Below are 25973 nucleotides of genomic sequence, written 5' to 3'. Positions count from 1 at the left end.
TACATGGCCGAACTTTCGCTCCTTGCACTCACTCTACGTTGACTCTATATCAAGCAAAGGGGATCGCGATGAATATCCTGATGGTGCTGACGTCCCATGACCAATTGGGAAACACCGGCAAGAAAACCGGTTTCTGGCTGGAAGAATTTGCCGCGCCTTACTATGTGTTCAAGGATGCGGGAGCGAAAATCACGCTGGCATCGCCGCAAGGCGGCCGGCCGCCGCTCGATCCGAAGAGCGATGCGCCCGATGCGCAGACGCCTTCAACCGAACGTTTCAGGCAGGACAAGGAGGTGCAGCAGGCGCTTGCCGATACCGTGCTGCTGTCGAGCGTATCCCATGAGGAATTCGATGCGGTGTTTTATCCAGGCGGCCATGGCCCGCTGTGGGATCTATCGGAAGACCGCGATTCGCTGACGATGATCGAAGCCATGCATGCGGCCGGCAAGCCGGTGACCGCCGTGTGTCACGCGCCCGGCGTGTTCCGGCATGCAAAGCTGCACAATGGTCGCCCGCTGGTCGAGGGCAAGCGCGTCACCGGCTTTACCAATACCGAAGAGGAAGCAGTGCAATTGACCAAGGTGGTTCCCTTCCTGGTCGAAGATTCGCTGAAGAAAAGCGGCGGCTTGTTTTCACGGGGACCGGACTGGGCATCATACGTGCTGGTCGACAGCAATGTTGTGACCGGACAAAATCCGGCATCCTCCGAAGAAGCGGCACGCGCCACCCTGAAGCTGCTGCAGTAAGGAACGTGCACGAAATAATTTCCCGATTTGATCCACGTCCGACGGGCGCGCTGCAGCGTTGCTCGGCGTCGCCATAGCTCGCTATGACTCCTTCTCGCGCCTTGCATCGCATCCCGTCGGACGCGTTCAAATCGGTAACTTATTCCGTACACATTCCTAAGGCGATCAGGGCATGGATGTGACGCTGTGTCATCCACGGGGAAATATCGCGCGTGGCGGCACAGGATCGTCTAAGAGAGGCCGCGCCCGCGAAAATTCCTGCCGGACAGTCCGTGTCCGCCAACAGCGTCGGAGCCAAGCGGCGACTTTGTTATCATGGCGGCCAGTGCACTTTTGTCGCACGTTTCTGACTTGCCGGACTGGCAAAGCGCCGCCGCACACAAGCTTTCTCTTCTTCACTCCGAACCTTCTGCTTATATGAAAACAATAATTCGCTTCAGCCTGGCTATTGCCACCCTCGCCTTTGCAAGCCTGACACAGGCACAGCAAGTATTTCGCGTCTCCGCGATTCCCGACGAGGCGCCGACCGAGCTGCAGCGCAAGTTCAAGCCGCTGGGCAGCTATCTCGAACAAAAGCTCGGCATGAAAGTCGAGTTCGTGCCGGTCACGGATTACGCCGCATCGGTCGAAGGCTTGGTCAACAACAAGCTCGACATGGTGTGGTTCGGCGGCTTCACTTTCGTACAAGCCAAGGTGCGCAGCGGCGGCAAGGTCGTGCCGCTGGTGCAACGCGAAGAAGATGAAAAATTCAAATCGGTATTCATCACCACCAACAAGTCGATCAACAAGCTCGACGACCTGAAGGGCAAGACCTTCGCATTCGGATCGGAATCCTCCACCTCCGGCCATTTGATGCCGCGCTTTTATCTGTTGAGCGCCAACATCAATCCCGATACCGACATGAAGCGCATTGCGTTCTCCGGCGCGCATGATGCGACCGTTGCGGCGGTTGCGGGCGGCAAGGTCGATGCCGGCGCATTGAATATCTCGGTATGGGAAAAACTGCTTTCGCAAGGCAAGGTCGACAGCAATGCAGTACGCGTGTTCTACACCACGCCCGGCTATTACGATTACAACTGGACCGTGCGCGCCGACATGAACCCTGCGATGCGCAAGAAACTGACCGATGCCTTCCTTGCGCTCGACAAGAACGACCCGCAAGGCAAGGAAATCCTCGAATTGCAACGTGCAACGCGCTTCATTCCAACCAAGCCGGAAAACTATGAGTCGATCGAGAGGGCGGCACAACAAGCAGGACTGTTGAAGTAATGAGCTTCGAGTTGAGCGGCGTATCGGTGCGCTACGCACCGTCATTGCCGCAACACGCCCTGTCGGATATTACGCTTTCGATCGCGCGCGGCGAACAGCTCGCGCTGATCGGTCCGTCCGGCGCCGGCAAGACGACATTGCTGCACACGCTTGCGCTGGCACGTTCGCCGGAAAATGGCAGCTTTCGCGCGTTCGATGCCGAACCATGGGCACTGTCGTCGGCACAGCGGCACGGCTTGCGCACGCGTCTGTTCCTGGCGCCTCAGACGCCACCACTGCCTCCGCGTCAGCGCGTGGTCACTGCAGTGCTGGCTGGACGCCTGCCGCACTGGACGCTGACGCAGGCGCTGGTGTCGCTGTTCAAACCGGCCGATCCGCGTGCCGCATTCGATGCCCTCGCCCGCTTTAATCTGCAAGACAAATTGTATGCGCGCGTCGACCATCTCTCGGGCGGCGAACGCCAACGCTGCAGCCTTGCGCGCCTCTTGGTATCGCAGGCGGAAGCGCTGCTGGTCGACGAACCGCTGTCCGCACTCGATCCTACGCTGGCGCGGCAAACGCTCTCCGTATTGCAACAAGAAGCCTCTGCGCGCAATGCGAGCCTGGTATGCAGCCTGCACCAGGTCGAACTCGCGCGTGCGCATTTTCCACGCATTGTCGGCTTGCGCGCCGGCCGCATCATATTCGACGCACCTCGCGCCGAAGTCAGCGATCGCATGATCGCCGCGCTGTATGACCAGTCCGAGTCCGGCACGTCCGCCACTGAGGCGCAGGACGATGCGTTCGTCTGCGGCCCGAACGGAGAAGGCGCTGCGCCGCGTCATTTCGCCCCCGGCTGTTATTAATACCAATGAATTCCGTCCGCTCCGATTCCATTGCGTTTCAAGACCCGGCCTGGCATGGCCGGATCGCGACGCTGTTCATCGTGCTGATGATCCTGTGGCCCCTGCTGGTATGGAGCGAATTCAAGCCATGGATATTGTTCGATACGCAAAGCCTGCAGGCGACCGGGAATTTTCTGATGTCGTTCCTGCCGCCTGCACATTCCCGTGAATTTCTCTTGCTGGCGGCGGAAGCGACTTGGCAAACCGTCGCCATGGCCACTGCCGGCATGGCACTCGCCTTATGCGGCGCCATACCGCTGACGCTGGTCGTCACGGAACGGTTATCGGTGTCGCGCCTGGGTACCGGACGCATCGGCCTTGCCGGCCGCATTGTGCGGCAAGGCGTGCGCTGGCTGCTGATCCTGTTGCGCAGCGTGCCGGAATTGGTATGGGCACTGCTGCTGGTGCGCATCGCTGGCCTCGGTCCGACTGCCGGAGTATTGGCAATTGCGCTGACTTACTGCGGCATGCTCGGCAAGGTGTACGCAGAAATCCTGGAGTCATCCGATCCGCATGCGACCGACATGCTGCTGCATAACGGCAGCAGCCGTGTTGCCGCGCTGTTTTATGGCGCCTTGCCGGACTCGGCATCGGAACTGGTGTCGTACACCGTCTATCGCTGGGAATGCGCAATACGCGGCTCGGTGGTCATGGGTTTCGTCGGTGCGGGCGGGCTGGGCCAGCGCATGGATGAATCGATGAAGATGCTGGCCGGCGGCGAGGTCGCCACGATGCTGATCATTTTCATTCTGCTCGTGGCCGGCGCGGACGGCGTCAGCAAGATGTTGCGACGGAGGCTTGCATGAAGCTGGACCATCGCGCGATGCCGGCCCCGCCACCATTGCTGCGTGCATCCACCTTGCTGCTCTTGTTCGGCTTGCTGGCCTTGGTGGTCGCCAGCTTTGCCACGCTGCCGTTGCAGTGGCGTGCGTTCTTTACCCTCGACGCAGTGCGCACGACCAGCGATTTTCTGCAGGGTTTCGCACCGCCGGAAATGGCGCCTAACTTTTTGCGCAAGGTCGGCAACGGCACAGCCGAGACGCTGGCAATGTCCGCGCTCGGCACTTTGCTCGCAGCCTTGGCGGGCATTGCACTCGCCTTGCCCGCGAGTGGCAGATTCGGCGCGGCGGCACGGGCGGCAACGCGCATGCTGCTCAATGCATCGCGTTCGATTCCGGAACTGGTATGGGCGTCGATCTTGCTGGTGGCAGCCGGCCTCGGCCCGTTCGCCGGCACGCTTGCGCTGGCCTTGCATACCAGCGGCGTGCTCGGCCGCCTGTTTGCCGATGCGCTGGAAAACACCTCGCCGCAACCCGAGGCGGTCTTGCGCATCAATGGCAGCTCCGCCATGGCCGCTTTCTTTTACGCGACATTGCCGCAGGCTATTCCGCAAATGATGTCGTACACGCTCTATCGGTGGGAAAACAATATCCGCGCTGCGGCGATTCTCGGCGTGGTCGGTGCCGGTGGGCTGGGACAAATGCTCAAATACCATCTCTCTCTTTTCCAGATGCATCAAGCGGCCACGGTCATCATCGCCATGCTGTTGCTGGTAGCGATGGTCGACGCGTTCAGCTTTGCACTGCGGCGCGCCATGATGCGCTAAGGAATGTGTACGGAATAAGTTACCGATTTGGACGCGTCCGACGGGATGCGTTGCAAGGGGTCCGCCGAGGGGCGCGAGAAGGAGTCATAGCGAGCTATGGCGACGCCGAGCAACGCTGCAGCGCGCCCGTCGGACGTGGACCAAATCGGGAAATTATTTCGTGCACGTTCCTAAGCCCGTCCTCAAAATAGTTATTGCAAGCCCGAAGCTTAGTCTGGCTGGTCGTCGCCATTATCGTGTCGTTCAATGCCGCGATGCTGTACGGCTTTGCGCGCGGCTGAACGCATTTATGGTTACACTATTTTCATGTGCGGACGGATAACCCAACATCAATCGCAAGTCGCCTATGCCCGTGAAATGGGCTGGAACGTCGACGACTTCGGCCGGCTCGGCACAGATCGCGGTCCAAGCTGGAATGTGGCGCCCGGCACGCATCCCTGGCTGATGCATCGCTTCGGCGACGACCGCGAGCATATCGACCCGGTGAGTTGGGGATATCGTCCTTCCTGGGCTGCCGAGAAGAAAATTCCGCTTGCCATCAATGCGCGCCTGGAGAAGGCGGCAACCGGTCCCTATTTTCGTCCGCTCTGGAAGTCGGGACGCGCGATCGTTCCAGCCGATGGCTGGTATGAATGGACAGGCGAGAAAGGCCACAAGCAACCCTGGTATATCCGCCTGAAAAAAGACCGACCGATGTTCCTTGCCGCAATCACCGGTTACCGGCCGGACAAGGAACCGGGTGAAAATACCGGCTTTGTCATCGTTACTGCAGCTGCCGAAGGCGGCCTGGTCGATGTGCATGATCGCAGGCCGGTCGTGTTTTCCGCGGAAGATGCGGAAATGTGGATGGATCACAGCTTGCCTCCGGACCAGGCTGAGCAGTTGGCCCGTGCCATGGCGTTGCCGCCCGAAACCTTTGAATGGTACCGGGTCAGTACCGATGTGAATCGGGTCGGCAATAACGACCCGCACCTGATCCTGCCGATCGGCGATGACGACACCGCCTGATTGGGCCGCACTTACGTGTACTTGTCAGCCGCGACGGGTCGGCAACACATCCTTCAGCATCGCATCCGCGTCGCGAATCATTTTCTCGGTGGTTGCCCAGTCCACGCAGCCATCGGTGACAGAGCAGCCGTACTTCAACTGAGACAAGTCTTCCGGAATCGATTGCTTGCCGGCCACGATATTGGATTCGATCATCACGCCGATCAGGGACTTGCTGCCCAGCCTGACCTGGTTGACCACATCAGCCATCACCAGTGGCTGCAGTTCCGGATTCTTGAAACTGTTCGCATGCGAGCAGTCGACCACGATATTGGCCGGCAGCTTGGCTTTGGCCAGCGCCTGCTCGGCCATCGCGACCGATACCGTATCGTAATTGGGCCGGCCATCGCCGCCGCGCAGCACCACATGTCCATAGCGGTTGCCGCTGGTGCGCACGATCGCTACCTTGCCATGGCCATTGATGCCAAGGAAGGAATGCGGATGCGATGCCGACAGAATCGCATTGATCGCGATACTGATATCGCCGTCGGTGCCGTTCTTGAAACCGACCGGGGTCGACAGGCCGGACGACATTTCACGGTGGGTTTGCGACTCAGTGGTACGCGCGCCGATCGCGGTCCAGGTGATCAGGTCACCGAGAAACTGCGGTGAAATCGGATCGAGCGCTTCGGTAGCGGTCGGCAAGCCCAGCTCGCAGACATCGAGCAGGAACTGGCGCGCGTTGGCCATGCCGCGCTCGATATGGAACGAGTCATCCATGTCGGGATCGTTGATGTAACCCTTCCAGCCTGTGGTCGTGCGCGGCTTTTCGAAATAGACGCGCATGACCAGCATTAGCGTGTCCTTTACTTCTTCCTGCAGCTTTTTCAAACGGCGCGCATAGTCGAGGCCGGCGACCGGATCATGGATTGAACAGGGGCCGACCACGACAAACAGGCGCGAATCCTTGCGGTCGAGAATATTGCGCAGCGCTTCGCGGCCCTTGGTGACCGCTATGCCGGCCGCGTCGGTCAGTGGAAGGCTTGCATGCAAGTCTTCCGGTGTGGGCATGGAGTCGAAACGGGTGACGTTGACGTTTTCTACGTGGAAGCTGGTCATGGCAGTGTGCGCGGCAGGAACGATGGTTACGGGATAGGTAGGCAGGGAAATTCGCCCGGCCCGGTCAAAACCCCATAGTGTACCTGCAGCGCTTACTCTAGCGCGATCGATCGATAGTTATTGACCAGGCCGGGCGAAACCATCGTCCCCTGATTACCCCAGCTATTGCGCACATAGGAAACCACCGCGGCGACTTCATCGTCGCTCAGTATCGCGCTGAACGGCGGCATGCCGTAGGGACGAGGATTGCCGGCCGTGCTAGGCGGATAGCCGCCATGCAGTACCGCCCGGATCGGGTTGACCGGCGATGCCAGCAGCAAGGCGCGATTGCCTGACAGCGCGGGATAACCGGGCGGCTCGCCCGCACCGGATGCCTTGTGGCATTCGACGCAATGTTTTTCGTACAGCGATGCACCGAGTACAAGCATGCGTTCGGTGTCCGGCGTGCGCGGCGGCGCCTGCGTTTGTTCCGGCTGCGCGTTTTGCGGCAGGGATTTCAGGTAGACCGCCATCGCCCTGATGTCTTTCGCGTCCAGATGTTGCAGGCTTTCGCGCACCACTTCCGCCATCGGCCCGGATGCAGCGCCACGCATCGACACACCGGTCTTGAGTAAATCGGCGATATGCTGTACTTCCCATTTGTCGAGACCTTCGCCGCTTTCACCGGTCAGCGACGCTGCATACCAGTTCAGCATGGGAATCATGGCGCCGCTGAGGTCATCGCCGCGGGTGGTGGCACCGAGAAAATTACGCGGCGCATGACAGGCGCTGCAATGGCCGAGTCCCTGCACCAGATAAGCGCCGCGATTCCATTCGGCATTCTGCTGCGGCTGCGTGTCATAGACACCGGGGCGGAAATACAAGGCGCGCCAGCCGACCAGCAGCCAGCGCATATTGAATGGAAAGCGCAGCTCCGGTTCGCGATTGGGCTGATGCACCGGCGTCACGGTACGGAAATACGCATACATCGCATCGGAATCAGCACGCGTGATGCGGGTGTAGTTTGGATAGGGAAAGGCGGGATACAGCAGCTTTCCATCTTTCGATTTGCCGTTATGAATGGCACGCCAAAAGTCGTCGGCGCTCCAGTTGCCGAGCCCGGTTTCCTTGTCGGACGTGATGTTGGGCGCATGGATTGCGCCAAACGGCGTCTGAATGGCGCGTCCGCCCGCATAGGCTGCACCGCCGCGCGTAGTGTGGCAGGCCATGCAGTCGCCGGCGCGTGCGAGGTAAGCGCCGCGCTTGACGACTTCCTCCGCATTGACGACAGTCGGTGACGCTGCCGCCCCGACATCGTCTTCACGCAAGCCCAGATAAGCGGTCAAGCCAAGTGCGCCCAACAGCACGACCAGTACCAGCGACAGAATACGTTTCATGCTTTTCCCTTATTGCGGCACGCTGCCGCAGGCGATCGGCGGCTTGTCGGGTAGCGAACGTACGGGCACTGCGTCGGCCGGCACCGGCTGAGCCGACAGCCATGCGGATACCGCGCTGATGTCCTCGGTGCTGAGCTGGCGGGTAATCTCAGCCATGCAGTCGGGCGCGGCCGCACGCCGGGTTCCTTCGCGCCATGCACCGAATTGCGAATTGATATAGTCGCGCGGCAAGCCGAGCAATCCCGGAATCGCCGGCGCCACACCGGTCAACGCATTGCCGTGACAGGCGATGCATGCGGGCAGCTTCCGGCCCGGATCGCCCTTCGTCGCAAGGTGACGCCCGCGTTCCAGCGTGGCCGCGGATGCCCCGACCGCTTGCGGCGACGGATAAGGCAAATGCTGGTCGGCGAAAAAGCCAGCCATCTCGTGCAAATAGTCGTCCGACAGGTGCTGCACCATGTAAACCATCAATGGATACTGCTGGCGCCGGCCATCGCGAAAATTCAGCAACTGGTTGTACAGGTACCCCGCCGGTTTTCCCGCAATGCGCGGATAGTAGCCATCATTGGCGGCGCGACCTTCCTTTCCATGGCAAGTCATGCAGGGGGCCACGCGCTTGGCAATCCCATCGTTCGGTCCTCCCTGCGCTGCTGCGTTGACGCCAAGCATGCTTATCACGACCAGCCCCCCTATGCGGTGGTGGAAAAAGCGGCAAAGGAAAGTTTTCAAGATAGCGAATGCGAGAGAGAGACCAGCGAAATTTTAAAGCAATGACAAGCTTGGCGAATGACATGGACCGACCGAAAACATCCGCATGTTAAAAAGACCATTGCATGTGCTAACGGGTTCCGTTGGGTAGTTTGCCTGCAAGACTTCATGGCCGTTACGACATCGCTTCATGGCGATGCTTGCCGTAAAATCTGATCTTCTTTCAACTGTCCATGGTCGTCGTTGTTTGCCGGGCTATAACGCTCCGACCGCAACGATAACTGCTCTCCTTCATGTACCACGAACCGATCGTGATGCTCGACTTTGAAACCACCGGCCTGTCGCCGGCGGCCGGTGCGCGCATTACCGAAGTCGCCGCGCTGAAGATCCATGACGGGCGCATCGTCGACCGTTATGTGTCATTGGTGAATTGCCATGTCCGCATTCCGTCGTTCATCACGGAACTAACCGGCATCACGCAGCGCATGGTCGATACTGCCCCATGCGTATCGCAAGTCGTGCCTGAACTGCTGCGCTTCATCGGCGACCATGCGCTGTCAGCACATAACGCGAGTTTCGATGAAAAATTCCTGGTTGCGGAAAGCCGCGACCTCGGCATGATGCCGCGCCATCGGCGTCTGGTATGTTCACTGAAGCTGTCGCGCCGCGTGTTTCCGGGCTTGCCCAGTTACAAGCTCGGCACGCTGTCGTCCTCGCTCGGCATCCGCTTTCAAGGCAAGGCGCACCGGGCCGAAGCGGATGCGGAAGTCAGCGCCAATGTACTGCTGCATATCGGTGACCATTTGAAGCGCCACTACGGTCTGGAATGTGTCGATACCGAATTGCTGTCGCGCGTGAATGCATTGAGCGCCGCCAAGGTGCCGGATTTTCTGCGCCGCCAGGCAGCCTGACCGCTTGCCGGCAATGCGCGTGCAGCTTGCTTATTGCGATTTGCCGCCGATACTGAATTGAACTGTCTGGCTGGAACTTCGCGATGAATCGCATTCACGTTTGTATCGCTGCAGCATTCTCCTTTACGGCAGCCGCTGTGATAGCCGACGCTCCCCTGCCACAGGACCTGCCCGCCACCGATACGCAGCAAGCCCCTTCCGGAACCAAACCACCCGTGACGCGCCGCGCGGTACCCGCGACCATCGTGCGCATGCCGGAACCTCCGGCGCCTGCGCCGGTACCCGCGCCGCCGGTGATCGCGACGCCGCAACCGGTCGGACCGCCGGCCCCGGCACCCGTTACCGGCTGCGATGCCGGCGGTTGCTGGAGCGGCGGAACTCGTTATCTGAACAGCGGCGGCAACTATGTATCGCCCGAGGGAAGAACCTGCCGCAGCGTCGGCGCCTTGCTGCAATGCTGATGCAATGGAGCCCTGCGGACGGTACACGCATCAGGCCGGATGGAGTCGATGCGTGCGGCCATACAGGCGCACCAGGCCAAGCAAGCCATCGATCGTCGGCGTCGGCACGTTCACCAGCTTGCCGATTTCATGCACGGCCGTCACCAGCGCATCGATCTCCAGCGCCTTGCCTGCTTCCGCATCCTGCAGCATCGAGGTCTTGAACGCGCCTAATTGACGCGTGACCTGCATGCGGTCTTCGCCGCTTTGCGTAATTGGGCAGCCTATCCGTTCACCGATTGCTGCCGCTTCCTGCATCGCAGCCAGGCAGAATGCACGTACCAACGGATCATCGAGCACCATGTCTGCTGTCGCGCCGGTCAGCGCGGACACCGGATTCATTGTCATGTTGCCCCACAACTTGTACCAGATATCGGTACGGATATCGGTACTCGCCTCGGCCTGGAAACCGGCCTTCGTCAATAGTGCGGCCAGACGCTGCACGCGCTCACTAGCCCCGCCGCCAGGCTCACCCAGAATCAGGCGGCTGCCGAAACCGAGCCGTACCAGTCCCGGCTCGGGACAGGAACTCGACAGGTGCACCACGCAACCGAGCACTTGCGTAACCGGCACGGCGCGCAGCAATGCGCCGTCCGGATCGAGCGAAGCCAGCCGGGTGCCGGCATAAGGCAAACCATCGGCCGCGAAGAACCACCACGGCACGCCGTTCATTGCGGTGATGACGATGGTGTGCGATCCGATCAGCGGTGCAATCTGCTGTGCCACTTCGGATAGTGCAGTAGCCTTGACGGCAACGATAACCAAGTCTTGCACACCGAGCGCCGCGGGATCTTGTTCCGCACGCAGCGGCATAGCCGCCATTCCTTCGGCGGTTTGCACGCGGGCGCCATGCCGGCGCAATGCCTCCAGCGTTGCGCCGCGTGCGACCGCGCTGACTTCACAGCCGGCCGCAGCCAGGCGCGCACCGATCAATCCACCGATGGCGCCGAAGCCGTACACAGTGACTTTCATCTGATTGCCCTCGCAAGTGAATTGCGCAGTGTAGCGCGGAGTGTGCGCGTTTGCCGTGCACGGCTGCATCACATATTCATGGCATGGTTGCGCTCGGTTGAATGTGATAACTTCGCGGCACGATCAAAGCACCAGCCCCAATCCATCGGAGAAGAATTTGAAGACCATGTTGATCATGCTGCTCGTATCCCTCTGCGTCATCGGCTGGCGCAGTCCGGACATCATGCAGGCAATCGGTCTCGCGGGCGCCGCTCAAGATCCTGCGACGCTGCCACTGCAGGGGCTAGCGGGCACGCAGATCAAGAATGTCACGGTCGATTCGCTGCCCGTGCAGCCGGCCGCCGGACATAAGCCGATGTCGGTCCTCGAATTCGCCGAACTTGCAACATCGGATCCCCAGGCATACCAGAAGCTGATCAACAGCATGAAGGTCGACGAAGAACGCAGCGAAGTCGACAAGCTGATGAATTTTTTTGCACGCGGCAAATTCGAATAATTTGTCTTGAGCAGCAAGTCGTTGCGAATTATCTCCCAATCCTCATTCGCAACGTTCACAAGCCGGCTTAATCGCCGGCTTTTTTTTCGCCTTTCTATTCCGCGTCGATCGGATTCGATCCGAAGCGCTCCAGCATGAAGTCGATGAAAGTGCTCAGCTTGCGTGTAGGCTGCCGGTCGCGCGGATAGACCAGGTGCATCGGACGCGGCTCCGGTACAAACTCTTCCAATAGAGGTATCAGCCTCCCAGCGCGCACATCTTCACCCAGCAGGATTTCGGCCTGCATCACAATCCCATAGCCGCGCAGGGCCGCCATGCGCAATGCCTGTCCATTATTGGAACGGAAGCGGCTGGCCGGAACGTCGGCATGACCTCCGGTGCCGGCGAGTTTCCAGCGTACCTGTTTGTTCCAGTGCATGAAATCCAGGCACTGGTGCCGTGCAAGATCTTCCGGCGTACGCGGGGTGCCGGCGCGCGCCAGGTAATCGGATGAGGCACAGATCAGCATGCGGTAGGACTTCAGCGGCCGCGCCACCAGGGTTGAATCATTGAGTATGCCGATCCGGACCGCGATATCGATTCCCTCGTCGACCACATCGACTACCCGGTCGTTCAGGTTGAGGTCGACGCTGACCTCCGGATAGCGCGCGAGATAATCGGCAATTGCCGGCGCCATCAATTGCGAGCCGAAGGATACCGGCGCGCTGATGCTGAGCAGGCCGCGCGGACTTACCCGCATCGCTTCGGCGCCGGATTCGGCAACCGCGATATCGGCCAGGATCTGCCGGCAGCGTTCGACATACTGCCGGCCGATTTCAGTCAGGCTCTGGCGGCGGGTGGTACGCGTCAGCAGTCGTGCTCCCAGGCGTTCTTCCAGGTCCCGCACATGCTTGCCGACCATGACCGGCGAAATGTTGAAAGCCTCGGAGGCGGCGGTAAAACTGCCGCTGTCGACCACCGCGACAAAGATTTCCATGCTGCGTAACTTATCCATCGATTGCTAACTATAGATTAGTAATGTTGTTCACCTTACCTCATTTATTCCTTTTTTGAACAAATGGAGAATGGCTTCACTGGCCGCATGCAGCGACATGCGGCAGTCCCACTTACCCGCGTATGGAGAACAACATGAAAGTTATCGTCATCGGTGCCACCGGCACCATCGGTCAGGCAGTATCCGAACAACTCGCCGCACGTCACGAAGTGATCCGCGTGGGCAACAGCGGTGGCCAATATCAGGTGGATATTGCGAACCTGGCCAGCGTCGAAGCCCTGTTCGACCGGGTCGGCAAGGCCGATGCCGTGGTGGTCGCGGCGGGGAATGTGCATTTCGGGCCGCTGGCCGACTTTACGCCGGAACAATTCAATATCGGCTTGCAGCACAAGCTGATGGGACAGGTCAATGTAGCGCTGGCCGCGCAACGCCATCTGAACGACGGCGGCTCGATCACGCTGACCAGCGGCATCGTCGGTGCCGAGCCGATACGCTATGGCGCCAGCGCGGCCACCGTCAATGGCGCGCTTGAAGGCTTTGTCCGCGCCGCGGCGATTGAATTGCCGCGCGGGCTACGCATCAATGCGGTCAACCCCTCGGTGCTGGAAGAATCAATGGATAACTACGGGCCGTATTTCCATGGCTTCGAACCGGTGCCGGGGCGGCGCGTGGCGCTAGCGTACGTCAAAAGCGTTGATGGCTTGCATACAGGCAACGTCTATCGCGTCTGGTAAGTAGCGGCCGGATTCGCATGGATGGCGCACCCATCCATGCGAAGTACAGGGATCGATATAAATCTGGCAACGCCATTTTAGTAAAGAAAGAGTAGGATACGGTGTCGCGCAAAATCACCAAAAATAAACCGCGCGTTCCGTATGCCACCCGCTGTCGCCAGGCAGTGCCATCAGATCCATGCAGACGGAACGGGGAGTCCATCGGGAGGCCTTATCCTGTCCGCAAGCATCAATCACAATCCGCCGTCGGAAGGCAAACTCCAGCTCCGCGATACGCTGCTGGAATACCAGGCGATTCTCGATAACGCTTCGCTCGGCATCGCCTTTACCCGCCGCCGCACTTTCCTGCATTGCAATCGCCGTTTTTCCGATATGTTCGGCTGGGAAAGCAATGAACTGGTCGGGCAGGCGGCCGGCATCACGTACCCCAGCCAAGCCGCTTATGACGACTGGATACGCATCGCGACGCCGGCGCTGCGCAGTGGCCAGCGGCTCGATACCGAAGTCTTGATGGCGCGCCGCGACGGTAGCACTTTCTGGTGCCGCATGCTGGGACGCCTGGTCGATCCCGGCGACAGCAGCAAGGGCGCCATCTTCATCACGGAAGACATTACCGATCGCAAGCATGCGCAGGAAGCGCTGCTGCGTGCCCGCGATGAACTGGAATTGCGGGTACAGGAAAGGACAGCCGAGCTGGCCATGGCGAACGCCCGTCTGCAAGCCGAAATCCAGGAACGCCTGCAAGCGGAAGAGCAGATCCGCTACCTGGCAAACCACGATGCACTCACCGGCCTGCCCAATCGCCGTCTGCTCGAAGACAGGCTGGAACAGGCATTGGAAATGGCGCGCCGCAATGGCCATCAGGTCGCGGTGCAATTCATCGATCTCGATTGCTTCAAGCCGGTCAACGATCGCTTGGGACATCGCATCGGTGATCTGTTGCTGCAAGCGGTCGCCCTGCGCTTGCGCGGCCTGCTAAGGGCGGTCGATACGGTATCGCGCGTCGGTGGAGATGAATTCGTGCTGGTGCTGCCCGAAATCCATGTCGCCAAGGCCGCCGGCGACATTGCGCAAAAAGTACTGGAAGCGCTGTCGCAACCCTATCAGATCGAAGGCCATGAACTCCACATCACTCCCAGTATCGGCATCAGCCTGTACCCGCACGATGCGGAAAACGGCGAGCGTCTGCTGACGGCGGCCGACAATGCAATGTATCTGGCAAAGCGGCGCGGCAGGGGAAACTGGCAATTGTTTGACACCGGTGCGCGCGCCTAGTCCATACCGTATGGGCCGGTACCTACCCATCTGCGTTGCGGGCGCTACGCTTACCGCGACTTCAGGCGCGGCCGGCTTAGGCGCGGCCGGCTCAGGCGCGGCCCGCTTTGCGTTTGTCGGCTTCGGTTTCCGGCTTGGGAATCGCGATCGGATCGCTGGCAGGGAAAGTCAATTCCACCGCATCGTCAATCTGCTCTTCCTCTTTTTCCGCCTTGTCGGCCGAACGGGTCTTGCGTTCGCGGACATCGCGCGCCGCTGCATCGCCTGCCGATACATCCTTCGGGGTCACCGACTTCGAATTGTTGCCATGCGATGAAGCCGCTTGCTGGTTTTCATCCTCTGCAGGGGTGCGCTTCAGATTCGACATATGGTTCTCCGGTTAGCTATGCGTCATGGACCTGATGTGCCGGTCCGTATCAATGGGATAGCGGCAAATTGCCGAAGTTTCAGATTTGAATATTTCTCAAACAAGGCCACGATCGGTGAGCTCTTTTTTCGCATAGGCATAAAACACCGGAGCGGCAATGACCCCCGGCAATCCGAATACCGCTTCCATGGCAAGCATTGCTGCGAGCAATTCCCATGCTTTCGCATTGATATGCGCGCCGATAATTTTCGCATTGAGAAAATATTCCAGCTTGTGGATCACGATCAAAAATACCAGCGATGCCAATGCGATCGACAGTGAATGCGACAGACCGACGATCACGATCACCGTGTTCGAAATCAGGTTGCCGATCACCGGCAGCAAGCCGGCGACGAAGGTAATCGCAATCATGCTCTTGGTCAGCGGCAGATGAATACCTGCGAGCGGCAACACCACCACCAGATAAATCGCGGTAAAAGCGGCATTGATGGCGGCAATGCGCACCTGGGCGAACACGATCTGGCGGAAGGCGCTATGCAGGTTGACCACGCGCGCATGCAGGGCCGATGCGAGCGGTTTGTAATTGGGCGGCGTGGTGGTGTCGTACAACGCCGCCATCGCGCCAATCGCCATGCCGATCAATAAATGGGCGACAGTACGGCCGGCTTGCTGCCCGATTGTTTGCGCCTGCGATGCATGGGCGCGCAGCCAGGCGGTAATCGTTTCGCGGATCGCTTCTGCGCTGGCCGGAATACTGTCCTTGAGCCAGGGCGGCATCTGGTCGCGCGAGGCTTCGATGATGTCGGCCATCTTTTGCATCAGTACGCCAAGGTTACCGGCATCGCTTTGAAAAAAGCTGATTGCCCCCCAGACTGCAAGCGACAGCAACAGCACGATCACACTGCCGAGGATGATCACCGCCAGCATGCGCGCACGGTGGTCACTGATATTGCGCGCCAACGGCGGCGACAGCACATGCACCAGCGCATACACGAGCAGGCCGGAAAACAGGGCCGCCAGCAAACCTTTTAGCAGCACCAGCAGCAATGCAGCTCCCGCCAGCAAATAGGAGGCAAGAATGATTAGCTGGGACTTGCTAGGAACGGCCATGGCTGTAGGTTATGTTTTGCTTTCTTATGGAAAAACGCATGCGATCATCAGGCGGCCGATGGCTGAAGACCTTTTACACCGTCGTGCCGCCATTTACGCAGGCTGCCGAGACGCCGGTTGCGCCAGATGGCGCCGCCTTGCAGCGCAGGTCGATGCGCCGTCCCGGTACTGGCGGTCGCAACCGCGTGAACTGAAGACCTTGTTCACCACGGAAGAGCGAGCTTGAGCGAAGCCGGAGGATCGTAGCCGGAGATCACGCATTGAACTGCACCGGCACGCAAGCGAGTCTTCCGGGCCGCGCCTCGGCGTCCGCCTCGTCCCGGCTCGCATGCTGTGTCAGCAGATAACGGTCGCGGCTATGGTTGTCGGGATTCGGATATATATTGACATGCAATTGCTGCTTGGTCGGAATGTTTTCCAGATAGGGAAAACCGTTTTCCGACAGCCGTCCATCGATCGTGAATACCGTCACCACATCATCGTCGCCTATATAGCCATGCACTTTGTAGACCGGATGCCGTGCGCGGGTCGTAATGATTTCCACCGACTGCTTGGTCGTCGTCAGCCGTACCGGCTTGCTCAAGTCTAGCGTGCGTGCGGCCGCCGGCGTAGCGGCCTGGGTAAATACCGACGCCGGTTCACGCATGTTGTCGCTACCCTGCGTCGGGCGCGCGGTATAGCGTGGCGCGTCGAATGCCGTTTCGGTCTGTCGTGCGCGCGGCTCCATGCGCGGTTCGGCCCGTATCTCCGTCTTGAGTTCGCGTCGTATGGTTGGCTCCTCTTCCTTCGGCTTGATGGAATGCGGCGGTTTATCGAATGTGCGCCGCGGCACGTCGAACGTCATCTCGTAGTTATAGAGCTGTTCATCCGTCATGTCCGGATAGGGGGCAGGGTGTCCTCCATCGACCGTGCGATATGCGACCTCAGGCTCACGCCTGCCCATGATGCTGCCTAGGATGCCCACGTCAATCTCCTTACATGTTTCCGCAATTCAAATCCGTTTGCTGCCGTGGACCGGGGCATGGCTGTCGCGCATAGGTAGGCGCGACAGCCATGCGGCGTTGGCTTGCCGGGTTTCGACCTGCTTTTAGGAAGCAGGTTCGTTAGCTTAGAGTATGTTTGACGGGTGATTTGTTTCTACTTGTTGCAGTGCGGGATGAGCTTTAAGAGAGATTTCTTTTACGCCACAATGCAAGCTGGCCCACTGCACAACCAGACCCAGCCGATTCGCCGCCGGCCCAAGCTTCAGTCGTTATGACCTAACCAGTGTGACGCGGGTGATTTCGGACGGCGCGCCGAAGCGTTTCGGCGGTCCCCAGTAGCCGGTGCCGCGGCTGGTATAAACCCACAGCTTTTTCAAGCGGTTGAGCCCTGCCACGTACGGCTGCTGCATGGGCACGAAAAAATTCCACGGAAAAAACTGCCCGCCATGCGTATGACCGGACAACTGGAGGTCGAAGCCCGCTTCGGCTGCCGCCGGGGCACTGCGCGGCTGATGCGCCAGCAAAATCTTGACGCCGACATCGGCGGGCGCGCCAGCCAATGCCGCGCGCGGATCGCTGCGATGGGAAGCATCGAAATGATGGGCGGTGAAATCGTTGACGCCGGCGAGCAGCACCGCAGCGCCGTCATGCGGCAGGACCACATGTTCATTCATCAGTACCGTCAGGCCGAGCCTGCGCACTTCATCGATCCAGGCATGTGCATTCGAATAATACTCATGATTGCCGGTGACAAAATATGCGCCGTGACGTGCCGCCAGCCGTGCCAGCGGCGCGGTATGCGGTGCAAGATTGCGCACGCTGCCATCGACCAGGTCGCCAGTGACGGCAACTGCATCGGCTTGCAAAGTATTCACGCGATCGACGATCGCATCGAGGTAGCCGCGCTTGATGGTCGGCCCGACATGGATATCGCTGATCTGCGCAATCGTAAAGCCGTGCAAAGCCTCTGGCAGGTTGTCGATGGGCACTTCGACATCCACTACCCGCGCCACGCGCCGCGCGTTGAAAAAACCGATCAGTGTCGCCAATGCCGCCAGCGAAGGCACGGCGACTGCGGACCATGTCGTCAGCTCAGCACCATGCACACCAAACAAACCTGATGCCGACAACATCAGGTCGCGCAGCAAAGTGAGTACAAACAATGAAGAAAACATGCCGAGCACCAGCATGCCGGCCCACGACAGTCGATCCGCGAGCGGCGGGCGGACAATGACATGTGCGAGCATACCCGCAGGGACCAAGGCACACGATAACAGCAGCAATGCGATGCCGACTCCCTCCACCAAGGAAGGCACAGGCAGTGCCGGCAGAATGCGCCAGCCGATATAGGCATGCAGCAATGCCAGCATGGATACCACGACAACTGCAGACGATCGCACGCGCATGATGCTTACCGAAAAGTGAACAGTGGACTCTATGTAGGGGCGAGCAGGAGAATGTCAATGCTTGCAGGGAACCGCGACGCATGCATAGCAATCTACAATGATTGTCACTTTGTCTTTTCTTCAGAGCAGCCGCGCAATTTGATGTTTCAACGCAATATTGCATCGCTGCTCGAACACGGCGCCGGTACCCGCAATGACCCTACAGTTCGATTACAAAACCGCGTTGCGCGTGGCGCCCAATCTTTATCTGTGCCTGTCGAAGGAATTCATCATCATTGATGCCAATGACGCTTATCTGCAAGCGGTAGGCAGGAGGCGCGAAGATATCGTCGGGCTGCATGTCGGTGCAGCGTTTCCTGATAATCCTGCCATTACCGAGTACCGCAACCTTGCGCTGCTGACCGAGTCGCTTGAACGCGCATTGAAAACCGGCAAGGCCGATTTCATTTCCATGATCCGTTACGGCGTGCCTTGCGCAACGGCCCATGGACAGACCTTTGAAGAACGTTACTGGAGCGTTATCCACACGCCGATACTCGATGCCGATGGCAAGGTGGAATTCCTGATTCAGAATCCGGTGGACATTACCGATATGCTGAAACTGAAGCAGGCAGCCAAGAAAGCAGAACTGGAATCGAACGCGCTGTTGCATGTACGCGGCAACATATTCCGGCGCTCGCAGGCACTGGAAACCAAAAACCGCAACCTCGATGCGGAGCTGACGACCTTGCGCCGCCTGTTCGATCATGCGCCCGCGTTCATCGCCATTTTGCGCGGTCCCGAACATGTATTCGAACTGGCTAATGCCGCATACCATGAACTGTTCCGCAAAACCGATGTGATCGGCAAGCCGATACGCGACGTGCTCACCGAAACCGAGGCGCGCGGCTATGTCGACTTGCTCGACCGCGTGTATGCAAGCGGCACCGAATACGTCGGACATGCGTCGCAGGTCATCGTGCAGCGAGGCCAGGACGGACCGCTGGAAGAACTGTATGTCGATTTCATCTTCCAGCCCATTGTGGAAGACGATGGAAGGGTCTCGGGCATCTTCGTGCAGGGGCAGGACGTGAGCGAAACGATGCGCACACGCGATGAATTGCGCGCCTCCAATCAGCGCTTGCGGCTGGCGCTTGAAGGTTCGGGTGACGGCATCTGGGACTGGAACATCGTGCGCAACGAAGTGACGTATTCGCGCCGCTGGAAGGAAATGCTCGGGTATGGCGAAGAGGAGATTTCTACTAGCGTCGATGAATGGGAAAGTCGCATTTATCCGGACGATCGCGAACCGACCTTGTTTGCACTGCAAGCCTGCCTCGATGGCAAGGATTCATCCTTTTCGCGCGAATACCGGCTGCAGTGCAAGGATGGCAGCTCGAAATGGATGCTATCGCGCGCGGTGGTGGTCGCACGCGATAGCGAGGGCCGCCCGCTGCGCATGACAGGCACAATGACCGATGTGTCGGAAAAGCGGCAATCGGAGGAGCGGATCTGGCACCATGCCAATTTCGACGCGCTGACCGGCTTGCCGAACCGCCGCCTGTTTCGCGACCGGCTGGAAAACGAGGTCAGGAAAGCGCAGCGCAGCGGCAAACATGTGGCCTTGCTGTTCATCGACCTGGACCGCTTCAAGGAAGTGAACGACTTGCTCGGTCACGATATCGGCGACCTGCTGCTGACCCAGGCCGCACGGCGGCTGGGCGATTGCGTACGCCACTCGGATACCGTCGCGCGCCTGGGCGGCGATGAATTCACGGTGATCCTCACCGAGCTTGACACGATGGCGCATGTCGAAGGCATCGCGCAAAAGATCCTGGCGGCGCTTGCCGAGCCTTTTCGCCTCGGCAAGGAAGTTGCGTATCTGTCCGGCAGTGTCGGCATCACGATGTATCCGGCCGATGCCGCCACGCCGGAAGAATTGGTGCGCAACGCCGATCAGGCAATGTACGTCGCCAAGCAGGCGGGACGCAACCAGTTCAGTTATTTCACCCGTTCGATGCAGGAAGAAGCGCACCATCGGCTACGGCTGTCGGGCGACCTGCGGCATGCGTTGAATGCCGGCCAATTGAAAGTGCATTACCAGCCGGTCGTGGATCTGACGAGCGGCTGCATCGTCAAGGCCGAGGCATTGCTGCGCTGGCATCATCCGGGACTGGGCCCGGTCGATCCGTCGCGTTTCATTCCGCTGGCAGAGGAATCGGGCATGATCCATGACATCGGCAACTGGGTCTTTACCCAGGCCGCCGCGTGTTCCGAACGCTGGAGCAAGATACTCGGCACGCCGTTCCAGATCGGCGTCAACAAGTCGCCAGTGCAGTTTCTGTCACACTCGGAAGACATCAACTGGGCCAGCTATCTGCGCCATGTCGGATTGTCCGGACAAAGCATTGCCGTCGAAATCACCGAAGGCCTGTTGCTCAATGCGTCGCAGACAGTCGCCGACAAGCTGCTGGAATACCGCGACGCCGGCATGCAGGTCGCGCTTGACGACTTCGGAACAGGCTATTCGTCGATGGCTTACCTGAAAAAATTCGACATCGATTACCTGAAGATCGACCAGTCCTTCGTGCGCGACATGACGGTCAATGAAGGCGACCGTGCGATTGCCGAATCGATCATCATGATGGCGCACCGCCTGGGATTAAAAGTGATCGCCGAAGGCATCGAAACTCAGGAACAGCGCGACCTGCTCACCGCCGCCGGCTGCGACTTCGGACAGGGCTATCTGTTTTCCAGGCCGGCTCCGGCCGAATGGTTTGAACGCATGCTGATCGATCAACAGCACAAGACGTTGCCGGACACACGCGACGGCATGCATTGACGCGCACCGATTTGCGCGCAAGGTAATTTAAAACGCGCATTCTCGCGACACCACTGCGGCAAACGGCCGGACGAAGCGCAGGAGACAAACACAGCGGGCATGAAAAAAGGGCTGGTCGCCCAGCCCTTCCTTTTTTGCCTATGGCGCGCATCGGCGGTACACAGCAGCTGCGTATCGCCTTATCGCTCTTGTATCGCCTGTTTGTATTACGACACTTGCTGGATGCCGGCCAAGATCCAGCCGCCCGAGCCTGCGACGGGCTTGGACAGGTTCCATACTTCCGTGAACGGCTCTGCCGGTGCATTTTCCATTTCGCGGATCATGCCGGTGAACTTCACGCTCGCCATGTAATCGCTGCCAACGGTCTCGATGCCAAGCAGTTCGGCATCCAGCGAGACCACATCGGTATGGTTGGCCGATGCGCCGCGTTCCTGCAACTGCAGTTTCATTTCGGCAAACATTTCCGGTGAAGTGAATTCACGCAAATCGTTCACGTCGGCCTTATCCCATGCAGCCTGCAAACGGATGAAGTAAGTCTTCGCATGGCGCAGGAAGCCTACGGTATCGAAGCCATCCGGCACACTGAAGCTTGCTTTTTCACCGGCTTCATCGCCGACATTGCCGGCGGAAGCGGTGAGCGGAGCTTGCAGCGCTGCCGGCTGCACCGGTTCGACACGCGAACCGATTTCCGGCGTATAGCCGCTCGATGACCCTGCGTAGGCCGGCGTCATGCCATTCTTTGCAGCCATTCCGCCATCACGCTTGCGCATCACCATGCGATAGATGAAGTACGCAGCACCAGCCAGCAACGCAACCATCAGCAAGGTGCTGATCATGCTGGCCATCGCGCCGCCAAGGCCAAGGTGCGACAGCAGCGCGCCCAGACCCAGGCCGAGCAATGCGCCGCCGAGTATGCCTTTCCACGGGCTGGCCGGTTTGGCTGCGGCTGCCGGGGCAGCTGCTGCGGGTTTGGCAGCGGCTGGCGCGGCCTGGCTTTGCGCCGGAGCTGCCGACTGCCGGCTCACGCTTTGCGACTGCTTGCCAATCGATCCGCCGCCGCCCACGCGCTTGGCCTGGGCTTCGGACACAACTACCGACAATGCACTTGCGGCAACCAGCATTGTGACCAAAAACTTTTTCATGTTTCCTCCGAAATGTAATGTGTTCGTGCAAACGTCCGGCGCTATGCGTCAATCCATTCGCAACGTTGCCATCGTACGCTTACGCGCGCATTATAAAAAGCGAATAAATGAAGAAACTTGTTTCGCAAAATACGAAGTAATAACATATCAAACAGACAATAATTCGATTGCTCAATCAACTTGCGGAAAGAGTGATCCATGGCGCGATATCTTCACGACCCGATAAAGCCTGCAGCGGCGATGAAAAAGACTTTGGGTATCGGTAAGACCTGATTCATGCGGGCGCGCGGGAGCCCGAGTACAGTAGCCAGCCTAGTGCAGTGCAGTTGAGCATGACGGTCAGCCAGAACACCATGAGGAAAGACCGCTTGCTGGACTTGTGCCGCAGCAGGGATTGCGCCAGCAGCGCTCCGGGCCAGCCACCGATCAGTGCCAACAGGTGCAAAGTCTTTTCAGGCGTGCGCCAGTTCCCGTTTCGTGCAGCGGACTTGTCGATTATATAAGCGACGAATGCACTCAAGCTGAACACGGCATACGCCGCTGCGACCACCGGCGACAGAATCGCCGCATACACTGCCGCCGCAAGCAGGCCGGCGATGGCCGCAACGCATAGCCAGGCAGCACCGCTACCGCGAGTAGTAGCCTTATGCGGCGCGCGTTGATTGTTTCGACGATTTTCCATGGCGTGCCCATGGTACGGCCAAACGCCGGTTTTCACGAGTGTGCAAGCAGATTAAATCGGCATGGCGGCAGGTTGCCTTGCAGCCGGCGGAAACAGGAATCGCTTGAGCATGAGCGCCGCCATTTCGCCCTCAGGCACCGGTTTCGATACGAAATGCCCCTGCACTTCATCGCAATCCAGCGCCTGCAATACGCTGAGTTGTTCGGCGGTTTCCACGCCTTCGGCGACGATGCAGATATCGAGTGCATCGGCCATGGATACAATCGCCTTGAACAAGGCCTTGCCTTCTTCGCCATGGTCGAGCGTGACGGTGAATGCGCGGTCGACTTTCAAGACGTCCACGTTCAGGCGCTGCAATTGCGACAACGATGAATAACCGGTGCCGAAATCATCGACCAGCAACTTGACGCCGAGCGAACGCAAGCCATCCAGTTCGCCGGAAACCTTTTCATCGTCGCCTGCCATGCAGGATTCAGTCAGTTCGACACCGATCAGCGAAGGGTCGATGCCATGCTCATCCATGCAGGCCGCGAGAATTTCACGCACATTGCCTTCATTGAATTGCAGGGCCGAGACATTGATCGACACCGGCACCACTGGCAATCCTTGCGCTTTCCATTGCGCGAGCTGGGCGCAGGATTTTTCGATGACGAGCCGGCCGAGGGTCAGGATCAGCCCGGTGTCTTCCGCGATCGGAATGAATTCGAGCGGCGGCACCAGGCCGCGTTCGGGATGCATCCAGCGCACCAGCGCTTCCATGCTGCTCAGTCTGCCGGTAGCGGTATCGACGCGCGGCTGGTAGTGCAGTACGAATTCATCGCGCTCAATAGCCAGCCGCAATGCCTGCTCACGGTTGATGCGCAACACCAGGCTGTCCGACAGATGCGACTGGTAAAAATGATAGCGTCCCTTGCCGGCGGCTTTGGCGGCATACATCGCGATATCCGCATGCTTGAGCAGGGTCTCGCCATCGCTGCCATCCTGCGGAAACACGCTGATGCCGATAGAAGCTTGTACATGATGGCCACTGGACTGTGCGATGGTGAACGGTTCGCCCAGCGACTTGACGATTTGCCGCGCCACCCGGGTGACATCTTCCAGCTTGTGCACCTGTTCGAGCACGATGGTGAATTCGTCGCCACCCAGGCGCACTACATGATCGCTCGCGCGCACCAGCGATTTCAGACGTATCGAGGCAGCCTGCAGCAATTCGTCTCCGGCCGCATGGCCGAGCGTGTCGTTGATGTTCTTGAAATTATCGAGATCGACGAACAGGATCGCGAGGCCCTGACCAGCATCGGCCGATAGTTCAAGCGCGCGCGGCAGGAAGCGCGTCAACCAGTGGCGGTTGGGCAGGGAAGTCAGCGCATCGATATTGGCCAGCGTCGACAATTCCTCTTCATGTGCCTTTGCGTCCGAAATATCGCGCATGGTAAGCGCCAATCCAGGGCCGGACCTGACCAGTCGCTGATTGACCCATCCGGCGTGAATTCTGCTGCGCGCGTCGACGCGCAGATCGGCTTCATAGAAACCCAGCTCGAGCCCGCGCCGCAACTCGATCAATGCAATCGAAAGAAAATCTTCGTCATAGATCGAGGACAATGGCGTACCGATGATGTCGGCCCGCCGGTAACCGAGCATGGCGGCGCCGCGTTCATTGCAGTCTTCAATCTGGAAATCGATTGCCAAGCCTTTCGAATCCAGAATAGGCCGCAGCATGTAAAAGCCTTCACGCGCGGCGTCGACTGCGAGCCGGTAAGTTTGCTTGATTTCTTCCGCTTGCTGGCGCCGCCAAGCAAGCCGCGTCGAAAAGAACATGCCGATTGCGGCACACAGCAGCAGGAACAGACTGGCCACGGTTACCGCGCCAATATAACGCCGCTCCACGCTGCGATAACCGGCATAAGCCTGGTGCTCGGAAACGGCAGCCAGGGCGACCAGCGGGAAGTCGTCGAGCTTTTTCCAAGCCACGATGCGAGGTTGTCCATCCTGGAATTTTTCCTGCGGCTCCACAAGGATGCCGGATGGGGAAGGGAAGATCGGATCGTTGCGATAAAAGATGCGGACCGCGTCTTCATCCTGCCCGACCTTGGCTGCGAGCAAAGGGCCGTCATTGCGACGCACCGATACAAAGTCGTCCCTGCCGAGCCGGGATTCGTCATAGAAGGTCACCAGATAAGCCGGATCGACGGTAACAATCGCTACACCGTCGAACGCACCGTTCGCTTGCTGCAAGCGGCGTGAAAACCGGATCAACGGCCTGGTCTGCGTCGCACCTGTTTCAGGAGCGCTGATCAGCAAACCTTTCTCCATCCCGGCTCGATGACGCTTGAAGTAATCCTGGTCGCCTTGCCACTCCTGGCTTGCCTTTGAAACAGTTGTGGTAACGAGTTCGCCGGAACTGTTGATGATGCTGGCGTACAGCTGTGAACTGTCGGGATACAAACCTTTCCTGCGCTGCCGCTCCAGGTTCAAGTCGATCTGCGGTTCTTCCCAATCGTATTTGAGACTCAGCAGCATCTGGTCGATCTGCTGCAGCGAATGGCGCAACTGCGCAGCATATGCTCCCGCCAGTCCGGATGCAGTGGTAAATGCCTGGTCGCGCGCCAGATCGCGTTCGTTGTTCAACGCCCGCAGTGTGACCGCCCATAGCGCGCAGGCCAGGAACAGGGATGCCAGGGGCCAGGCGATCAGCACCAGCAAATGCCTGCGCAGAAATCCGGTTTTGCCCACGTCGTCTGCGGATAACGGTGAATCGGAGCGGCCGGATGCAAATGAGGTCATTGTTTGGTTTGATAGGCATCGGTAGAAGAGCGCGCAAAGGAGCGCTTTCCGATACCCGGAGTGCACACGCGTCATCGGAAGAGTGCGATGCTGTCAGCCTG

25 protein-coding genes are annotated in these 25973 nt (G+C 59.3%); 13 read left to right on the top strand and 12 right to left on the bottom strand.

Annotation, left to right across the window (positions count from 1 at the left end; all coding sequences use genetic code 11):
• Window positions 1-68: 68 nt before the first annotated feature.
• From D3871_RS01550 to D3871_RS01525, 6 genes are all read left to right on the top strand, one after another.
• Entirely contained in the window at window positions 69-746 is a 678-nt protein-coding gene (locus D3871_RS01550; RefSeq protein ID WP_119767310.1) for a type 1 glutamine amidotransferase domain-containing protein, read from the top strand.
• 417 nt (window positions 747-1163) lie between these two features.
• Window positions 1164-2015, top strand: a complete 852-nt coding sequence (locus D3871_RS01545; protein ID WP_119769814.1) for a putative selenate ABC transporter substrate-binding protein — start codon at window positions 1164-1166, stop codon at window positions 2013-2015.
• The gene (locus tag D3871_RS01540) at window positions 2015-2860 is read left to right on the top strand and encodes a phosphonate ABC transporter ATP-binding protein (protein ID WP_119767309.1); all 846 of its coding nucleotides are present in this window, start codon (window positions 2015-2017) and stop codon (window positions 2858-2860) included. The genes D3871_RS01545 and D3871_RS01540 overlap by 1 nt, the downstream gene beginning before the upstream one ends.
• A gap of 5 nt (window positions 2861-2865) precedes the next feature.
• The gene (locus D3871_RS01535; protein WP_119767308.1) at window positions 2866-3705 is read left to right on the top strand and encodes a PhnE/PtxC family ABC transporter permease; all 840 of its coding nucleotides are present in this window, start codon (window positions 2866-2868) and stop codon (window positions 3703-3705) included.
• Entirely contained in the window at window positions 3702-4505 is an 804-nt protein-coding gene (gene phnE / locus D3871_RS01530) for a phosphonate ABC transporter, permease protein PhnE (RefSeq protein ID WP_119767307.1), read from the top strand. Before D3871_RS01535 ends, phnE begins: the two co-directional genes overlap by 4 nt.
• 306 nt (window positions 4506-4811) lie before the next feature.
• Entirely contained in the window at window positions 4812-5513 is a 702-nt protein-coding gene (locus D3871_RS01525) for an SOS response-associated peptidase (RefSeq protein WP_119767306.1), read from the top strand.
• A 24-nt stretch (window positions 5514-5537) separates the two neighbouring features.
• Here the strand turns inward: D3871_RS01525 and D3871_RS01520 are convergent, their stop codons facing one another.
• From D3871_RS01520 to D3871_RS01510, 3 genes are all read right to left on the bottom strand, one after another.
• Complete coding sequence (locus D3871_RS01520; protein ID WP_119767305.1) at window positions 5538-6611, bottom strand: 3-deoxy-7-phosphoheptulonate synthase; 1074 nt, start codon at window positions 6609-6611, stop codon at window positions 5538-5540.
• A gap of 92 nt (window positions 6612-6703) precedes the next feature.
• Window positions 6704-7987 carry a c-type cytochrome gene (locus D3871_RS01515; protein ID WP_119767304.1) on the bottom strand — a complete coding sequence of 428 codons (1284 nt, stop codon included), beginning with the start codon at window positions 7985-7987 and terminating at the stop codon, window positions 6704-6706.
• Between the two features lie 9 nt (window positions 7988-7996).
• Entirely contained in the window at window positions 7997-8656 is a 660-nt protein-coding gene (locus D3871_RS01510; RefSeq protein ID WP_119767303.1) for a c-type cytochrome, read from the bottom strand.
• Window positions 8657-8988: 332 nt separating this feature from the next.
• On the opposite strand from D3871_RS01510, the gene D3871_RS01505 reads away from it, so the two are divergent.
• Both D3871_RS01505 and D3871_RS30460 read left to right on the top strand, forming a co-directional pair.
• Complete coding sequence (locus D3871_RS01505; RefSeq protein WP_119767302.1) at window positions 8989-9606, top strand: 3'-5' exonuclease; 618 nt, start codon at window positions 8989-8991, stop codon at window positions 9604-9606.
• Between the two features lie 83 nt (window positions 9607-9689).
• Window positions 9690-10067: a hypothetical protein gene (locus tag D3871_RS30460; protein ID WP_199724713.1), complete on the top strand. Its 378-nt coding sequence runs from the start codon at window positions 9690-9692 to the stop codon at window positions 10065-10067.
• Between the two features lie 30 nt (window positions 10068-10097).
• Here D3871_RS30460 and D3871_RS01495 read toward each other — a convergent pair whose 3' ends face one another.
• Window positions 10098-11078, bottom strand: a complete 981-nt coding sequence (locus D3871_RS01495) for a 2-dehydropantoate 2-reductase (RefSeq protein WP_119769813.1) — start codon at window positions 11076-11078, stop codon at window positions 10098-10100.
• A gap of 157 nt (window positions 11079-11235) precedes the next feature.
• On the opposite strand from D3871_RS01495, the gene D3871_RS01490 reads away from it, so the two are divergent.
• Window positions 11236-11574 (top strand): hypothetical protein, encoded by a 339-nt coding sequence (locus D3871_RS01490; RefSeq protein WP_119767301.1) that lies wholly within the window; start codon window positions 11236-11238, stop codon window positions 11572-11574.
• A gap of 94 nt (window positions 11575-11668) precedes the next feature.
• Here the strand turns inward: D3871_RS01490 and D3871_RS01485 are convergent, their stop codons facing one another.
• Window positions 11669-12568, bottom strand: a complete 900-nt coding sequence (locus D3871_RS01485) for a LysR family transcriptional regulator (protein WP_119767300.1) — start codon at window positions 12566-12568, stop codon at window positions 11669-11671.
• Window positions 12569-12702: 134 nt separating this feature from the next.
• Here D3871_RS01485 and D3871_RS01480 point away from each other — a divergent pair, with 134 nt between their 5' ends.
• Window positions 12703-13302, top strand: coding sequence for a short chain dehydrogenase (locus tag D3871_RS01480; RefSeq protein ID WP_119767299.1), 600 nt, complete (start codon window positions 12703-12705; stop codon window positions 13300-13302).
• Window positions 13303-13443: 141 nt separating this feature from the next.
• Window positions 13444-14577: a sensor domain-containing diguanylate cyclase gene (locus D3871_RS01475; protein WP_119767298.1), complete on the top strand. Its 1134-nt coding sequence runs from the start codon at window positions 13444-13446 to the stop codon at window positions 14575-14577.
• A 91-nt stretch (window positions 14578-14668) separates the two neighbouring features.
• On the opposite strand, the gene D3871_RS01470 is transcribed toward D3871_RS01475, so the two are convergent.
• A complete protein-coding gene (locus D3871_RS01470) occupies window positions 14669-14944 on the bottom strand; it encodes a hypothetical protein (protein ID WP_233575478.1) in 276 nt (91 codons plus the stop codon).
• 96 nt (window positions 14945-15040) lie between these two features.
• Entirely contained in the window at window positions 15041-16054 is a 1014-nt protein-coding gene (locus D3871_RS01465) for an AI-2E family transporter (RefSeq protein WP_119767297.1), read from the bottom strand.
• 38 nt (window positions 16055-16092) lie between these two features.
• Between D3871_RS01465 and D3871_RS30100 the strand changes: the two genes are divergently transcribed.
• A complete protein-coding gene (locus D3871_RS30100) occupies window positions 16093-16248 on the top strand; it encodes a hypothetical protein (RefSeq protein WP_158597845.1) in 156 nt (51 codons plus the stop codon).
• 59 nt (window positions 16249-16307) lie between these two features.
• On the opposite strand, the gene D3871_RS01460 is transcribed toward D3871_RS30100, so the two are convergent.
• Complete coding sequence (locus D3871_RS01460) at window positions 16308-17018, bottom strand: hypothetical protein (RefSeq protein ID WP_119767296.1); 711 nt, start codon at window positions 17016-17018, stop codon at window positions 16308-16310.
• Window positions 17019-17306: 288 nt separating this feature from the next.
• Complete coding sequence (locus D3871_RS01455; RefSeq protein WP_119767295.1) at window positions 17307-18443, bottom strand: metallophosphoesterase; 1137 nt, start codon at window positions 18441-18443, stop codon at window positions 17307-17309.
• A gap of 193 nt (window positions 18444-18636) precedes the next feature.
• Between D3871_RS01455 and D3871_RS01450 the strand changes: the two genes are divergently transcribed.
• Window positions 18637-21264, top strand: a complete 2628-nt coding sequence (locus tag D3871_RS01450; protein ID WP_119767294.1) for a sensor domain-containing protein — start codon at window positions 18637-18639, stop codon at window positions 21262-21264.
• A gap of 206 nt (window positions 21265-21470) precedes the next feature.
• On the opposite strand, the gene D3871_RS01445 is transcribed toward D3871_RS01450, so the two are convergent.
• The 3 genes from D3871_RS01445 to D3871_RS01435 form a co-directional block, all read right to left on the bottom strand.
• A complete protein-coding gene (locus D3871_RS01445; protein WP_119767293.1) occupies window positions 21471-22406 on the bottom strand; it encodes a Tim44 domain-containing protein in 936 nt (311 codons plus the stop codon).
• A gap of 274 nt (window positions 22407-22680) precedes the next feature.
• Window positions 22681-23088 carry a DUF1294 domain-containing protein gene (locus D3871_RS01440; protein WP_119767292.1) on the bottom strand — a complete coding sequence of 136 codons (408 nt, stop codon included), beginning with the start codon at window positions 23086-23088 and terminating at the stop codon, window positions 22681-22683.
• A gap of 51 nt (window positions 23089-23139) precedes the next feature.
• Complete coding sequence (locus D3871_RS01435) at window positions 23140-25872, bottom strand: bifunctional diguanylate cyclase/phosphodiesterase (protein WP_158597844.1); 2733 nt, start codon at window positions 25870-25872, stop codon at window positions 23140-23142.
• Window positions 25873-25973: the final 101 nt, after the last annotated feature.

The sequence above is a fragment of the Noviherbaspirillum saxi genome (assembly GCF_003591035.1).
Taxonomy (GTDB): Bacteria; Pseudomonadota; Gammaproteobacteria; order Burkholderiales; family Burkholderiaceae_D; genus Noviherbaspirillum; species Noviherbaspirillum saxi.
This window is presented reverse-complemented; position numbering and strand designations above follow the sequence as displayed.